This window comes from Bacillus sp. P14.5 (assembly GCF_003316765.1).
Lineage (GTDB): Bacteria > Bacillota > Bacilli > Bacillales > Bacillaceae_B > Rossellomorea.
The window spans coordinates 17,032-32,544 of record NZ_NIJF01000089.1; the positions used below are offsets into that span (position 1 = coordinate 17,032).

Here is a 15,513-nt window from a genome sequence, read left to right on the forward strand (position 1 = left end):
ATAGAGTTAAAGAAGACTTTAGAGAGCTTTTTCAGAGGGGTATGATAAGTACATAAAGAAAGCAAAACTTAAAGGAGTGACAAAATGTTAGGATTTAAAAAAACAGAAGAAATCTATAGAGATAAAACTATAAATGGCAGCGGACTGAATGTGTTGAATATCGAAACAACTTCAGCTGAAGTCATTTTGTTCACACATGAATTGGAAGATATCACAATCGAGTTGAAAGGTGAAATCAGCCCTAAATTAATAGATAATCTCAGGATGGATGTGACTCAGCAAGGAAATGCCCTGAATGTACAAGTGAAGATCGACCGGGACAACGCTTTTAGCTTTGGAATTGAAGTCATCAAGCTGGCGCTGAGGGTTGGAGTTCCTGGAAGGCTGTATGAGGAAATCACTGTTGAAACTTCCTCAGGAGGCATTGAAGCAGCAGACTTGGAAGGAAAGAAAGTGAAGTTCAAAGCAAGTTCAGGAGAGGTGGATGCTGCACGCATAAAGGCACACACCGAATTTAAATGTAAAACGAACAGCGGCGGCATTCAATTGAAAGGGATTGACGCGCCTTCAATAAATACAAAGGCGAACAGCGGAACGATTTTACTGCAAAACTTGACAGCTGATGACATCCAGGCCAGAGCTTCTTCCGGAAAAGTGATCGGGAAGAAATGGACGGGGAATATCACCGCGGAATCGAATTCAGGCGGAATTGATCTTCATTCAGCAGAACTGACAGGCAATATAGACGCCGAAGCTTCGAGCGGAGATGTGATGCTTTACTTTGATAACAAACCCCAATCTTTTACTCTGGATTTCTCAGGAAGCTCAGGAGAAGCACATCTGGAATTGGATGGCATCCATTATGAAAAAAGAAGGACCACCGCATCAAAGGGACTATGGGAGATGGCAGATATACTATCAAAGTCAATACATCCTCAGGTGACTTTGACTTCAGATCATAAAGTGAAGGCTCAAGACCCACGAGGAGTCACGCGCATGGAGTGGAAATCCATTACTTTTTTAAACAGAAAAAACCTTTGCGAAAAGAGCGTTTAAAAAGAAAATTCCTTGTGTCGTTGGTGAAAATCGTGATCTGTGAATTTTACTAAAAGCGACAATTTATAGGAAACAATTTAAAAAGAGATAGTGACAGGAGGCGGAGGATTGGAAAAGATTTCGATAGGGCTGTTGGGTTTGGGCACAGTAGGTTCTGGCGTTGTGAAGGTAATACGCAATCATCAGGATAAACTGGTACATGGGGTAGGATGTTCAGTGGAGATAAAAAAAATATTGGTTCAGGATATTGAAAAAATCAGGGAAGTAGAAGTGGTTCCGGAGCAGGTGACATTAGATGCCAATGAAATAGTTGAGGACCCGGACATTGATATCATTGTGGAAGTGATGGGAGGGATAGAAGACACGCGAAAGCTTCTTCTGAAAGCCCTTGAAAAAAAGAAGCATGTTGTAACTGCCAATAAGGATTTAATGGCACTACATGGACCGGAACTGTTAGAAACTGCATCTAAGAACGGATGCGATTTGTTCTATGAAGCTAGTGTGGCAGGAGGAATACCAATTTTACGCAGTGTCGCAGATGGATTTGCATCCGACCGCATCCATAAAATCATCGGCATCGTCAATGGGACAACGAATTATATCCTTACCAAAATGAGCGATGAAGGAAAGACTTATGAGGAAGCATTGAAAGGAGCGCAGGACCTGGGATTTGCAGAATCAGACCCTGAGGCTGATGTCGAGGGGACTGACGCGGCAAGGAAAATGGCCATACTATCGACGCTTGGATTTTCGATGAATGTTGGACTTGACGATGTACGGTTCAAGGGGATTACCAATGTTTCACAGCAGGATATCGAGTATGGAAAAAGACTTGGATATACAATGAAGTTGATTGGGGTCGCTGAAAGAGATGGAGAGAAGATCGACGTTACTGTTCAGCCTGCCATGGTCACTGATTCGCATCCTCTTGCAGCTGTGAAAAATGAAAACAATGCCGTGTATGTGTATGGTGAAGCGGTTGGAGAAACGATGTTTTACGGGCCGGGAGCAGGGAGTCTTCCTACAGCAACTGCTGTTGTTTCCGACCTTGTGGGAGTTATGCGGAATATGAGACTCGGGGTCAACGGCCATAGTGCAGTTTTTCCACAATTTCCAAAAAAGATGATGGAAGCGGACGAGGTGTTCAAAAAGTATTTTATCAGGCTGATTGTTGAAGACGAAGTGGGCACACTTGCAGAAGTTACGTCACTATTTTCAAATGAAGGCATAAGCGTGGAAAAGATTTGGCAAAACCCAAAAAGGGGCAGCATTTCGGAAATAGTCCTGGTAACTCATAAAGCCTCTAGAAAAAGCTTTCAAGATATCATTGTGAAGTTGAATGATTCAAGGGTAGTCAAACATGTTGGCAGTTTTTATAGAATTGAGATATGACCATTTTAAAACCAGTAACTTTACTGGTTTTTTGTTATGTATTTTTCGCAAAAGTGTTTGCTGCTTGAATGTAAATTCTTTTCCAGAAAAAATTTAATCCCGAAAATTAAGAAGCATAAAACAGCAATAACAATTGACAAAACAAGAACAAAACAGCAATAATAGGATTAATATTAGAAGGGGAAGGCGGAATCTACATGTTTTCTGAGGAAAGAAGAAAGAAAATCCTTGAAACCCTTGAAAGAGAAGGAAGAGTACTTGTAAAAGAGCTCGCGGAACAATTTGACGTTTCGATTGATTCAATTCGCCGGGACTTATCCATCATGGAAGACGAGCAGCAATTGAAAAGGACCCATGGCGGCGCTATCCCTCTTCCGGCAGTAAGGTCGATGCCAAGAAACAATGAGGAAAGATTTGGTGAAAGTACGTCTTACCAAAAAGAGATTGCTGAAAGGGCAGCTGCCTATATCAATCCGGAGCAAACGGTCTTTATTGGCGGAGCCTCCATCCATTATGCGATGATTCCTTATCTGCCGAAGGATTTTTCCTTTACAGTGGTAACGAATTCTATTGAAATTGCATATCAGCTGAGAAAATTTGAAAATATCCATACCTATGTGATCGGCGGGAAAATGAAGGTTTCCGGTAATATAACCGATCCTCTTGCCTCGCAGTTCGCGGAGCGGTTCCATTATGATTTGTGTTTTGCTACAGGAGGAGGGCTCACAGCGAGGGGCTTGAGCACTTCTACTCCTGAAGTGGCTCTGTTTCATGAAAAAGTATATGGAAACTCCCGCCGGATCATCACATTGGCTGAACATACAAAAGTGGGGGCTGACTTATTCACCAGTATGTATCCTTTAAAAAAACTGGATATCATTTTAACTGATGAGGCTACCACTTCAGCTCAAGTCGACGAACTCGAATCGCATGGGGTCAAGGTGATAAAGGTGCCTAAAAATAAATAAATGCAGTACTAATTAAAATAGTGAAGTGGGAAAAAACCGCTTCGCTTTTTTTGTTTTCCCAACAATTGTTGTTAAATGACTTTTAAGATGAAACATTTGTCCTGTTCATCTACAAACAGGCAGAATTCTTGCTGTGGTTTAATGCCGCTGATGTCCCTGATTTCTTTTGGGATGTGGATGGCGCCTTTTTCAGAAATATACCGCTTATTATTTGTGCTGTGCTGCTCCGGTTTTTTAATCACTATAGACTCCTCGTCATAGCAGATTTCCGCCTGCCTCCCGGGGACAAGTCCAAATTGCTGCCTCCATTGATTAGGTAATGTTACGTTGCCGGTTTTGCTGAAATCCTTGCACTTGTATTTATGCCACATCAGCTTTTTCACCTCTTACTAATAAATATCCATTGTGAATGGGAATAAAACGTTAAGCAAAGCTGCTAAACAAGATATTGCCGACATAAATTGCCCCAATTGAGGTATTATAGGTGTATATAACAACTGATGGCAGGAGAAGACCGCTTATGAAAGAATCAAGGAAAATTGCAGTGAAAATTGCGTTAGTATATATAGTCATCGGTGCATTGTGGATTATATTTTCCGACATGTTCTCTTTGGTTTTGGCCCAAAATGAAATGCGCGCGTACGTCTTTTTTCAGAGATATAAAGGGTGGTTGTTCATTCTGATAACCGGATTCCTTATCTATTTTTTAATCTATCAGCGAGCATCCAGGCTGGTGGAATCAGCTGAAGAATTGAGGAGTAAAGAGAGACAGCTTCAAAAGAGCAACCAGCACTATCAATCGCTGTTCCGCCACAATCCTGATGCAGTATTTGAGATTACAAGAGATGGGAAATTAGTTGCGCTGAATCCCGAGGGAGAAGAAATCATCGGCTGCCCGGCGGGGGATTTAAAAGGCAAAACGCTGGATTTCCTAGTACACCCGGATGATAGAGGATACGTAGAGCGCCTTTTTAAGAAAACTCTTAGTGGAAAGCCTGAAAAATTCGAAATGAATATCTTCGGTAAAGCAGGAAATAAACGGCTCCTGCGCTGTACGCTGCTTCCTATTATCGTGGATGAAAAAATCATAGGGGTCTTCGGTATGGCAAGAGATATCACTCACTACCGTGAAAATGAGGAAATGATGATCGCATCTGAGAAACTGTCTGTCATTGGACAGTTAGCTGCTGCCGTTGCCCATGAAATCAGAAATCCCTTAACTTCATTAAAAGGGTTTGTCCAATTAATGCAGGTAACCAAGAAAGCTGACGAGAAGCACCTCAACATAATGCTGTCTGAGATAGAAAGAATCAATCTCATATCAGGTGAAATGCTCATCCTGGGGAAACAGCAGGACATATTATTCGGCAAAGAAGAGGTCAACGATACAATCAAACAGGTCATTGTATTGATGGAAGCGCAAGCCAACCTGGATAACGTCGAGATTGAATTTGTACCCTTCCAAGATGGCCCGATGTATGTAAATGCAGATCAAAACCAATTGAAGCAAGTTTTGATCAATATAATAAAAAATGGTGTGGAAGCGATTGGCGAACACGGAATGGTGAGAGTAGTAACAGCCAAAGATGCCACGCATGCTTTAATAAAAATCCAGGATAGCGGAGCGGGAATGGACCAGGAGCGGATTGACCGCCTTGGAGAACCTTTCTATTCAACAAAAGAAAAGGGAACAGGCCTTGGGCTCGCTGTCTGCAAGAAAATCATTGAACGGCACCAGGGAGATATAAGCTACGAGAGTAAAAAAGGAAAAGGAACAACCGTAACGATATCCCTTCCCCTGTCCTGATGAGAAAATACTATTTGAATACAGCTTTTCGAACATACTTCGTGTAGAATGGACTACAGCATCTTCAACAGAGAGAGGAATCATTAAATGGAACATATTACAAACTTAAAGCCCTTTTTACAGGACGCATGGAAAAAATCCGAATTCACTGAGCTTACGGAAGTGCAGGAAAAAGCAATCCCTGAAATTCTTGAAGGGAAGAATCTTGTCTGCGAATCTCCAACAGGAACAGGCAAAACACTTGCTTACCTTTTGCCGATCCTCAATAGCATTGATGAAAAAAGAATGCAGGCACAGGCACTTATAGTTGCGCCATCCCATGAACTTGTCATGCAGATTCATCAGGAAGTGCAAAAATGGACGAAAGATTCCGGCATCAACAGCATCGCTCTTATTGGCGGAGCCAATGTGAAAAATCAAATAGAAAAACTTAAAAAGAAACCTAAAATTATTGTAGGAACCACCGGAAGGATCATGGAATTGATTAAGATGAAGAAACTGAAAGTGCATGAAATCAAAACCATAGTCGTTGATGAGTTTGATTTGATGATTGGAAAGGAGCACATTAACAACATCAGACAGCTCATTAAATCCACAATGGCTGAAAGGCAGCTTCTATTCTTTTCAGCAACACTTTCAGATGTCACAGATGAAGTCGCTTCAGAACTCATGGACGATTATGATGTGATCCGGATCAATCAGGGTGTCATTTCCTCATCCAAGGTGGAACATGGATATCTATTGTCCGAGCAGAGGGATAAAATAGAAGTGCTCCGAAAGCTTTCAAACGTGAAAGATATCAAAGCATTGGTGTTCTTCAACAGCCTCGAGAAGTTATCGGAAGTGGAAGAAAAGCTGAAATACCAAAAATCTTCTCTGGAGGTTCTTGCAGGCGAGTCGAAAAAGATGGAACGTAAGCATTCACTGGATAAATTCAGGGCTGGGAAAGTCCCTATGCTCCTCACAACGGACGTTGCAGCAAGGGGCTTGGATATCAGCGGGGTCACTCATGTCATCCACTTCGAATTTCCATCAGATACAAAGCAATATATCCACCGCTCAGGCAGAACCGGAAGGATGGGTGCATCTGGTGTAGTCATTTCCATAGTCACCAAAAGAGAGGAAAGCTTCTTGGAAAAGCTGGCACGCGAATTGGATTTGAAAGTGGCGAAGAAGCGTATTCATGGCGGGGAAATTTCAGACGATCGATAAACCACGTGGAAGACTGAAGCCACCAGCAGCAGCCTGGTAAACCATACTGTCAGCGCTGATTAAGACAGATAAGGCCCGGATTGAATGATTCAATCCGGGCCTTCATTTACCGCTTTCCTCTGTTTACAACTAATTTGTAAACAAGGACAATGACTGCAATGACAAGGAGAATATGAATGATACCTCCGGCAATTTCAAACAGCAGACCAAGCAGCCATAAAGCAATTAAAATACCAATGATCGTCCAGAGCATGTTAGAACCTCCTTTGTTAAGATAAGTTTAACTTCCCTCATTTATGAAAATTTAAACTAAGAGAGCAGAAAAGCACTCTGCTGCAGAGTGCTTAACCGGTTTTAAAGAGAATTAAAATTTATCTGCACGGTCATCCTTTGCTTTTCCTACCGTCTCATGTACCTTTCCTTTTGCCTTATCTACGTTTCCTTCATGCTGCATTTCAGGATTATCTGCTGCTCTGCCTGTTTTTTCTTTTACTTCTCCTTCAGCCTTTTTAGCTGCACCTTTAAGTTTGTCTTTCATTCCGTTATCATTACTCATATTAAGAATCATCCTTTCTGTGTTTTATTATTCTTTTTCCATTGCGGGCCATGGTTAAACATAAAAAAATCAGGTTAGCTTTTACAGAATAAGGGGAATACATAAAAGAACTTTTTTAACTTTCAGCCTAAATACTCAGCTTATTTATTGGATTGCGTGTAACAATAAGGATAGAATTTTTTATCCGGCAGGGAAGTATTCTTAACTTGAGGGATTGGTCATATGAAAAAGAGAAGACTTGAATTTTTATTTGTCATCATTCTGATTGCGTGCATGTATATATTTTTTTACAGCGGAGTTCCTGCTTACATAAAATGGTCGGCGGCAGCCGTTTACATTATTATCATCTTGATCAGTGTCCTCTCACTCATCCTGGAAAACCGATCAGCTCAACATACTTTGTTATGGATCTATGTACTTGTCTGTTTCCCGGTTTTCGGGTACTTCTTTTACCTGTACTCCGGGCAGTTGTATCTAAAAGGATACCTTTTTAAAAGCAAGAGAAAAAATGACCGTGAGGAATGGCAGAAGCTGCTGAAGAAAGAAAATTCCCCTGACTTGGCATTCTTGCAGGATAACCAACGGAACTTCGCAAGCTTTGCCAACAAAGTCGCATGGTCGCCAATCAGCACTTCTTCAACCACAAAGATCTTGAAAAATGGAGATGAAACATTCACTGAAATCAAGGAGAAATTAAAAAACGCGAAAAAGTATATTCACATGGAATATTACATTTTCCGTTCTGACAGGCTGGGAAAAGAAATCATTAACATCCTGATCGAAAAGGCTCAAGAGGGTTTAGAGGTTCTTTTCATCTTTGATGCAGTCGGAAGCATGCACCTTTCCTCAAAGGATATCAGGGCAATGAATCAAGCAGGGGTTAAGGTGCAGCCATTCCTGCCGTTGAAATACGGCTTCTTCAATCAGAAATTCAACTTTAGAAATCACCGTAAAATTATAGTGATCGATGGGGAAGTCGGTTTTGTGGGAGGCTTGAATGTCGGCATAGAGTACCTTGGCGAGAGTGAAAAATTCGGTTTCTGGCGGGATACCCATATGATGCTTGAAGGCGGAGCGGTATATACCCTTCACACCGTATTCCTGCTCGACTGGGAATACGTTTCAGGAGAGATGGTGCTTGAAAAATACCAGAGTCATCCGGAGATACCTTCAGAAGAACTGGACGGAGCGGTTCAAGTTGTCGCGAGCGGACCGGATACCCAGCTTGGCATCATGAGCGATCTGTACTACTCACTGATCTCCTCGGCAACAAAATCAATATGGATTGCCACACCTTACTTTGTGCCGACTGAATCAATCCGGACTGCTCTTCGTGTCGCTGCATCCAAAGGCATCGAAGTCAGAATCATGGTTCCCGAAACCAACGACGGATTTCTTACCCAGTATGCCACCAGATCTTACTTTTCTGAACTGATCCGCTGCGGAGTGGAGATATACTCTTACAAAAAAGGCTTCATGCATCAAAAGATCATCATCGTGGATGGCAACCTGGCATCGGTCGGAACAGCCAACATGGATATGAGAAGCTTTCACTTAAATTTCGAAGTCAATGTATTCCTGCTGGGGAACAGTTCGATCCGTGACTTGTCCGTTCACTATGAAGAAGACATGGAAGACAGCGTAAGAATCAGGCCGGTGGAATACTATAAAAGAGGCGTAGTAGATCGTGCCAAGGAATCATTTGCGCGGTTGTTCTCAGGGGTTTTGTAATGTGATGGAATAAGAGAGGCAGGCTCAAAATTGAGAATTTGAGCCTGCTTTTTTTGTGTTTACAGCATCTGTGCAAGAAGGCTAGATCTGAGCCAGGCTCAAAAAGGGAGATCTGAGCCAGGCTCAAAAAGGAATATTTGAGCCAGGCTCAAAAGGAGTAATCTGAGCCAGGCTCAAAAGGGGTAATCTGAGCCAGGCTACAAAAAGGGAGATCTGAGCCAGGCTCAAAAGGGGTAATCTGAGCCTGGCTAAAAAGGGAGATCTGAGCCAGGCTCAAAAAGGGAAATCTGAGCCAGGTACAAAAGGAGTAATCTGAGCCTGGCTAAAAAGGGAGATCTGAGCCAGGCTCAAAAAGGGAGATCTGAGCCAGGCTCAAAAAGAGAAATCAGGCTTACTCTGTTCATACACCACCCTGCCGTCCATCATAGTCATCAGAACCTTACACTCTTTGATTTCCTCAGGATCACACTCAAAAAGGTTCCGGTCCAGTATTATGATGTCTGCCTTTTTTCCTGCTTGGAGAGTTCCCAGGTCTTTTTCCCGGAAATTGCCGTAAGCGGGTGAACTGGTAAAATGGGTAAGTGCTTTGGCGAGACTGATTTTATGCTGCGGGTTCCATCCATCGGAAGGTGTGCCGTCTTCGTGTTTCCTTGTGACAGCCCTATATATTCCCAGCATCGGGTTCAGCTCAACAATCGGGTAATCACTGCCGAAAACAAGCTGGGCACCGCTTTTTTCCAACTCGCCGATCGGCCAGGTGTAGGGCAGTCTCTCTGGCCCGAGCCGATCTATATATTCATGTGACTCCATGGAGCTTGAAGATAAGTGCTCAGGCTGCATGGAAGGAAGTACGCCGAGTTCGGAAAACCTTGGTATATCATCAGGATGGATGACTTCGATATGTTCAATTGTATGCCTGGAGTCCCGCGGCCCATTGATTTCTATTGCATTCTGAAAAGCATCCAGCCCCAGTCTGACCGCTGCATCCCCGCATGCGTGAAGTCTGACTCGGTACCCTTTTTTATCCGCTTCTTCAATCCATTTAAAATAGGTTTCTTTTGAATAAATCGTCCCGCCGTTTACTGAGGGGCGGTCAGAGTAAGGTTCCAATAGATAGCCTGTATAGGTTAAGGGGACTCCATCAATAAATTGTTTGAGCCCGGAGAATTGAAGCTTATCTGAGTCGAATTTTTCATAATAGGAAAGGCCCTTGAACTCTCCATCAAGAGGGGCGAGGAAGTGAATGCGTACCGTAAGCTTTCCTTCTTCTTCAAATCTTCGGTACTCTTCAAGATCTCCTAATGTGAATCCCGGCAGCGGAAGCATGTCCGCAATCGATGTAATCCCGAGTTTTCCTGCTTTTTCTAAAAACGATTCCATCAGTCTTGTCTTCTTATCAGAAGGAATTTCGAATGCTCCCAACGCTAAACCGACAGCTGTTTCATATAGAAACCCGGTTGGTTTGCCATTAAGGTCCTTTTCAATCACTCCAAAGGGAGGTTCGGGGGTCGTTTCATCGATTCCGAGGATTTCCAGTGCCTTAGTGTTCAGCCAGGCGCTATGAGCTTCTTCATTCAAAAGAAAGACAGGGCGGTCCTTTATTCGCTGATCGAGTGAATGGCGGGAAGGGAGCTTTTGCCCTGCCCATCTGACATGATGCCAGCCGAAGCCAAGCACCCAGGGGTCGCCTGGATGTTCTTCGGCATACTTTGCCATTCTGTCGGCAGCTTCTTCTTCACTTCCGCAGAAGGTGAGTGATGCGTACTCCTGAAACATCGCTCCGAGCCACAAATGTACATGGAAGTCATGAAAACCGGGAGAGACAAGTTTGCCGTTTGCCTGGATTTTTTTGTATGAGAACCTCTATATTGCTGCATTTCCTCTTCAGTTCCAATTCCCAGGATTCTGTCGTCCTTAATCGCGACGGCTCCATCGATCAGTCCATCTCTGTCTGCCGTGAATATCGAATCACTTTTAATAATGATATCTGCCCATTGTTTATTCAAAATACATTTCTCCTTATAGTTGAATAGTGAGAAAATTATGGAAAACACTTACGAACCATGTTACTATAAACTCGATACTATTTGAATAGAAAGGAATTCTGTTTTATGCCAATAACAACTTTGTAATGGAAAACTTTAAGCGGATAGAAGGTTGAGGAAAAAAATGAACCTGTTTTTTCACCTAATACCAGTCTGTCCATTTATCCCATTACAAAGGAACGGAACAGCCTTCAGTATGTTTAGTGAGGTTCTCCTGGTGGGGAAGCTTTTTTTGTTTCACCGGACCCGCTGACATGCCAGAAATTCAAATAGTGCTTCGTTCCTTTACTTCGAGGTGAAGGAATATGAAAACAGTCTGCTTGAAGTGGCAGCTTATAGATGCAGAAAGTGAATTATTCATAGAAAGACATTGTTCCAATTGCGGGCGTACCGTCCGGTTTCAAGACACACTGGTAAGAAGGCATAATGCCAATGGGAAAAATATATTTCGTTTTGCCATATATAAATGTGAGAAAAACCACACATGGAACCGGAAGCTGGAGACATATAAAAGCTTCAGCAGTCATGTGAGGCTGTATAAGGAATTGCCTGATAGACAAGATGAAGTAAAGCAAGTTGACATAGATAAGTTCATATCAAAAGGACATTCCAGGGTGCTGATCGACATTGAAGACGTCCATGGTGTGTTCAGGCTTGATAAACTTCTCAGCGACCGGATTTCGTTGTTGAGCCGCACCCGGTCAGCAGAATTGATCAGGGAAGGATCCATCCTGGTGAATGATGGTATCGTTAAAAGAAGCAGAAGATTGAATAGCGGAGATAAGATTACAATACTATTAGAGGAAATGTTCTAAAGGGGGATATGGAATGGAAGTGATAAAAGCGGAAATCGAGCATCTGGACTTAGTTACAGAAGTGTTTAATCAGTATCGGGTTTTCTATAATCAGCAAAATGATATAGAGAGCTGCAGGGAATTTTTAAGAGACCGTATGGAAAGGGATGAGTCTGTCATTTTTCTAGCAGTTGAAGAACAGGGGGAGAGGATGGAGCCGCTGGGATTTACCCAGATATATCCGATTTTTTCATCAGTATCCTTGAAAACCCATTGGCTGTTGAATGACTTGTTTGTCGCTGAAAAAGCAAGGCGGAGAGGAATTGGCGAAGAACTGCTCCATCATGCTAAACTGCTTGCCCAATCCACAGGTGCCAAGGGAGTAACTTTGGAAACCGCACATGACAATTACAACGCACAAAAACTTTATGAAAAGTTTGGATTCGTGAAGCATTCCGAGTTTCATTATACCTATAGTCTCTAATTTTTCTGATTGGTTTGGGAATTGTTAGTTGATGAATGGCTTTAGAGACTACCAATCAGCTCAAAACAGTGACAAGGATATCTCTAGCAATGAGCATCAATGTTTGAAAATCAGGAAAGAGTCATAAGCTCTCCAGGGGCTCAACAAACTACCCAATAACCTAAAGGTTCAAGGTGAGCCGGAAAAGTGTAAGCTAATAAAAAAGCAGCGCTGACTGTAATTCTAGCGCTGCTTTTTCTGTGTAGATATTTTCGGTTCCGATAAATTAAAATACCTTTGTCGTCCATGATTCGCAATTCCACATATCAGTCGCAATGTCCTGATAAAATTCAGGTTCATGAGAGATGAGGAGGATGCTGCCTTTGTATTCCTGCAGGGCTCTTTTGAGTTCGGCTTTGGCCTCGACATCGAGATGGTTTGTCGGCTCATCAAAGACGAGGATATTGGTTTCTCTGTTGATCAGCTTGCACAGTCTGACTTTCGCTTTTTCGCCGCCGCTCAGCACTTCGACTTTGCTTTCGATGTGCTTCGTCATCAAGCCGCATTTAGCCAGGGCAGCCCTGACTTCGTATTGAGTGAAGGATGGGAACTCGCTCCAGACTTCTTCGATGCAGGTGTTGTAGTTGGCTTTTTTGATTTCCTGTTCGAAGTAGCCAATGTGAAGGTGTTCTCCTAACTCTACTTCGCCGGATACAGGTTTGATTTCACCAAGGATGCTCCTGAGCAATGTGGTTTTCCCGATTCCGTTGGCTCCGTAAAGAGCAATCTTCTGTCCTCTCTCCATTCGGAGGTTCAGAGGCTTGGACAGTGGTTCATCGTATCCAATTACAAGATTCTTTGTTTCAAATATCAATTTGCCTGAAGTTCTGGCAGGCTTGAAGTGAAATTCGGGTTTAGGCCTTTCGCCTGCAAGTTCGATGATGTCCATCTTATCCAGTTTCTTTTGGCGGGACATGGCCATGTTCCGTGTTGACACTCTGGCTTTGTTCCGGGCAACAAAGTCCTTCAGTTCAGATATTTCCTGCTGCTGTTTTTTATAAGCAGACTGCAGCTGCTGGCGTTTCATTTCATAAACCTTTTGAAAATCATCGTAATCACCTGCATAACGGTTAAGCTCCTGGTTTTCCATGTGATAGATGAGATTGATGACACTGTTCAGAAACGGAATATCATGGGAAATGAGGATGAATGCATTCTCATATTCCTGCAGATATCTCTTCAGCCAGACAATGTGCTGTTCATCAAGGTAGTTGGTAGGCTCATCAAGCAGCAGGATATCAGGCTTTTCCAACAGTAGTTTTGCAAGGAGTACCTTAGTTCTTTGTCCTCCGCTCAAATCCTGTACTTCCCGCTCAAGGCCGATTTCATCAAGGCCAAGGCCGCGGGCAATCTCTTCGACTTTTGCATCTATAATGTAAAAATCATTGTTTGTAAGTGCGTCTTGAAGTGTACCGGTTTCTTCGAGCAGCTTTTCAAGTTCTTCCGGGGAGACCTCTCCCATTTTGGCAAATAGTTCATTCATTTCTGTTTCCATATCGAATAGATATTGAAAAGCGGTCTTCAGCACATCTCTGATCGTCATGCCTTTTTCAAGGGAGGTATGCTGATCGAGATACCCGACTCGGACCCGTTTTGCCCATTGTACTTTTCCTTCATCCGGCTCGAGTTTGCGGGTGATGATATTCATGAAGGTGGATTTTCCTTCTCCATTGGCGCCGATAAGACCAATGTGTTCACCTTTTAGCAGACGGAAGGATACGTCATTGAAAATGGCTCTGTCACCGAAGCCATGGCTTAAATTATTTACTGTTAATATACTCATTTGAAAGCACCTTTTCTATTGAAATGTTATTATCTCACTTCATTATAAAGGTGTTAAAAGCAGAAGGATAGTCCATGGAAAAAATTAATCGCAGCAAAACCGGAGCAGCACAGATTATGCTGCCGTAAAGCCCGGCATAACAAGATGTCAATTCAAGCTCCGGCGGTTGGAGTATTCTTCCTCTGAACCAAGCTCCCTGTTAAGGAGCAGCTCCATTTCAATGAGTTCTGTGCGGGTGACCACCGGGTCTTCCCGGGACCAATAGACGTTATAAACAAAGTAGTATCCCTTGATTTTACGGAAAAGGACTGTCGAATGGGGAAAGCTGTCAAAGCTTGCCTTGATGTTGAATCTTCTGGAATAACTCCACCTCGTTAGTTTCAAGCTGTGCCCCTCCCCTTCAAATTGGTATAGTGTATATTCCCGGTAAAGATAAAGGGGCAAACGTTTCAGTATGCAGTTCTCAGTTAGTTTGAAAAGCAATAACTTGGAGTAAAGTAACTAATAAGAGTCACTCTAAAGAACCAGAGGAGGAAGAAGGGATGGATAAAGAAATGGCCGGCTGGATAATGACGCAAACTTGGGAACACGTGTTGTTCCTTCATTGGCAAGTGCCGGTGGAGGAATTGAAAGAAAAGCTGCCAGCACAGCTTGAACTTGATACTTATGAAGGAAACGCGTGGATCGGGATTATTCCATTCGCCATGAACCACATCAGGGGCCGCGGTCTCCCGGAGATCCCTTTTGCGAGAACCTTTCTTGAGTGCAATGTCAGGACCTACGTTACTTATAAAGGAGAACCGGGTGTGTATTTTTTTAGTCTGGATGCCAATCATGCCCCTGCAGTTGCCGGAGCACGGCGCTTCTTTTCACTTCCGTATTTTAACGCTGATATGAAGATGGAAGTCAGTAATGGAACAGTCAAGTACAGTACAAGAAGAATTCATACAGGAACGAACGGCGAGAGTTTGAAAATAGAGTATACTCACGGAGAAAGAATCCAGCCAGTTAAAGGTTCATTGACAGAGTGGCTGACTGAAAGATATTGCCTGTGGACTATAAAGGATAACGAAGTGTATAAAGGTGCTATCCATCATAAACCTTGGGAACTGTATGAAGCACAATCTATAATTGAGGAACAGTCTTTATGGCCGCAGCCAAAGGAAGAGGAGACAATAGTTCACCAATGCTATTCACCCAGCCTCACAGCCTATATCTGGCCATTATCGCTCTAAGTGACATTGTCAGGGGTCTCACAGCTTGATTTCTGGTTATTATCTACTAGTCTTATAGTAACGAATATGGTTTGGCGGATACTTTATCAGGGTAAAGGGAGTATTGATAGCAGGTTAAAAATAATGAATAGTTCTTAGATCCGCAGATAATCACTCTGAAGCTTATATTATGGTCATAAGAGCCGGCCGACAGGTTTTTTGCCTTACCCATGGTAAGTATATGTGGATGGGGGGCCTTTCTCATTTTCAGAAAGTAACCGGATAAGATTTGAGACCTCAATTTCAGGTATGCTGGTACTGCCGCAAAGGTAATGTCTTGATTTCTTCAGGGAAAGCAGGCCGCTTGAAAAGCAGTCAACGTATTTGGGCTGATGATACAAAATAAACAATGCTTGAATAAAGTAGAATAGG

At 42.9% G+C, this 15,513-nt stretch carries 16 protein-coding genes; 10 read left to right on the forward strand and 6 right to left on the reverse strand.

What is annotated here, in order from left to right; translation table 11 throughout:
• The first annotated feature begins 84 nt into the window (after positions 1-84).
• The 3 genes from B9Z54_RS16910 (at position 85) to B9Z54_RS16920 (ending at position 3,416) form a co-directional block, all read left to right on the forward strand.
• Positions 85-1,056 carry a DUF4097 family beta strand repeat-containing protein gene (locus tag B9Z54_RS16910; RefSeq protein WP_113929574.1) on the forward strand — a complete coding sequence of 324 codons (972 nt, stop codon included), beginning with the start codon at positions 85-87 and terminating at the stop codon, positions 1,054-1,056.
• A 108-nt stretch (positions 1,057-1,164) separates the two neighbouring features.
• Positions 1,165-2,448, forward strand: a complete 1,284-nt coding sequence (locus tag B9Z54_RS16915; RefSeq protein ID WP_113929576.1) for a homoserine dehydrogenase — start codon at positions 1,165-1,167, stop codon at positions 2,446-2,448.
• Between the two features lie 197 nt (positions 2,449-2,645).
• Positions 2,646-3,416 (forward strand): DeoR/GlpR family DNA-binding transcription regulator, encoded by a 771-nt coding sequence (locus B9Z54_RS16920; protein ID WP_113929578.1) that lies wholly within the window; start codon positions 2,646-2,648, stop codon positions 3,414-3,416.
• A 71-nt stretch (positions 3,417-3,487) separates the two neighbouring features.
• On the opposite strand, the gene B9Z54_RS16925 is transcribed toward B9Z54_RS16920, so the two are convergent.
• Entirely contained in the window at positions 3,488-3,787 is a 300-nt protein-coding gene (locus B9Z54_RS16925) for a hypothetical protein (protein WP_113929580.1), read from the reverse strand.
• 149 nt (positions 3,788-3,936) lie between these two features.
• Between B9Z54_RS16925 and B9Z54_RS16930 the strand changes: the two genes are divergently transcribed.
• Positions 3,937-5,223, forward strand: a complete 1,287-nt coding sequence (locus B9Z54_RS16930) for an ATP-binding protein (protein ID WP_113929582.1) — start codon at positions 3,937-3,939, stop codon at positions 5,221-5,223.
• Positions 5,224-5,310: 87 nt separating this feature from the next.
• Entirely contained in the window at positions 5,311-6,435 is a 1,125-nt protein-coding gene (locus tag B9Z54_RS16935; protein ID WP_113929583.1) for a DEAD/DEAH box helicase, read from the forward strand.
• 106 nt (positions 6,436-6,541) lie between these two features.
• Here the strand turns inward: B9Z54_RS16935 and B9Z54_RS16940 are convergent, their stop codons facing one another.
• Together B9Z54_RS16940 and B9Z54_RS16945 are read right to left on the reverse strand one after the other, a co-directional pair.
• Positions 6,542-6,688, reverse strand: coding sequence for a lmo0937 family membrane protein (locus tag B9Z54_RS16940; RefSeq protein WP_113929585.1), 147 nt, complete (start codon positions 6,686-6,688; stop codon positions 6,542-6,544).
• 111 nt (positions 6,689-6,799) lie between these two features.
• Positions 6,800-6,991 carry a CsbD family protein gene (locus tag B9Z54_RS16945; protein WP_113929587.1) on the reverse strand — a complete coding sequence of 64 codons (192 nt, stop codon included), beginning with the start codon at positions 6,989-6,991 and terminating at the stop codon, positions 6,800-6,802.
• Between the two features lie 222 nt (positions 6,992-7,213).
• Here B9Z54_RS16945 and cls point away from each other — a divergent pair, with 222 nt between their 5' ends.
• Positions 7,214-8,722, forward strand: coding sequence for a cardiolipin synthase (gene cls, locus B9Z54_RS16950; RefSeq protein ID WP_113929589.1), 1,509 nt, complete (start codon positions 7,214-7,216; stop codon positions 8,720-8,722).
• A gap of 372 nt (positions 8,723-9,094) precedes the next feature.
• Here the strand turns inward: cls and B9Z54_RS16955 are convergent, their stop codons facing one another.
• Complete coding sequence (locus B9Z54_RS16955; RefSeq protein WP_240189986.1) at positions 9,095-10,513, reverse strand: amidohydrolase; 1,419 nt, start codon at positions 10,511-10,513, stop codon at positions 9,095-9,097.
• A gap of 62 nt (positions 10,514-10,575) precedes the next feature.
• On the opposite strand from B9Z54_RS16955, the gene B9Z54_RS25845 reads away from it, so the two are divergent.
• The 3 genes from B9Z54_RS25845 (at position 10,576) to B9Z54_RS16965 (ending at position 12,045) form a co-directional block, all read left to right on the forward strand.
• A complete protein-coding gene (locus tag B9Z54_RS25845) occupies positions 10,576-10,755 on the forward strand; it encodes a hypothetical protein (protein ID WP_240189987.1) in 180 nt (59 codons plus the stop codon).
• A 317-nt stretch (positions 10,756-11,072) separates the two neighbouring features.
• Positions 11,073-11,582 (forward strand): S4 domain-containing protein, encoded by a 510-nt coding sequence (locus B9Z54_RS16960; protein WP_113929591.1) that lies wholly within the window; start codon positions 11,073-11,075, stop codon positions 11,580-11,582.
• A 13-nt stretch (positions 11,583-11,595) separates the two neighbouring features.
• Complete coding sequence (locus tag B9Z54_RS16965; protein ID WP_113929593.1) at positions 11,596-12,045, forward strand: GNAT family N-acetyltransferase; 450 nt, start codon at positions 11,596-11,598, stop codon at positions 12,043-12,045.
• Positions 12,046-12,310: 265 nt separating this feature from the next.
• On the opposite strand, the gene B9Z54_RS16970 is transcribed toward B9Z54_RS16965, so the two are convergent.
• On the reverse strand, positions 12,311-13,867 hold the full coding sequence (locus B9Z54_RS16970; protein ID WP_113929595.1) for an ABC-F family ATP-binding cassette domain-containing protein: 1,557 nt from the start codon (positions 13,865-13,867) through the stop codon (positions 12,311-12,313).
• A 147-nt stretch (positions 13,868-14,014) separates the two neighbouring features.
• Complete coding sequence (locus B9Z54_RS16975) at positions 14,015-14,251, reverse strand: hypothetical protein (RefSeq protein ID WP_113929597.1); 237 nt, start codon at positions 14,249-14,251, stop codon at positions 14,015-14,017.
• 158 nt (positions 14,252-14,409) lie between these two features.
• Between B9Z54_RS16975 and B9Z54_RS16980 the strand changes: the two genes are divergently transcribed.
• Complete coding sequence (locus tag B9Z54_RS16980; RefSeq protein WP_113929599.1) at positions 14,410-15,102, forward strand: YqjF family protein; 693 nt, start codon at positions 14,410-14,412, stop codon at positions 15,100-15,102.
• Positions 15,103-15,513 lie beyond the last annotated feature (411 nt).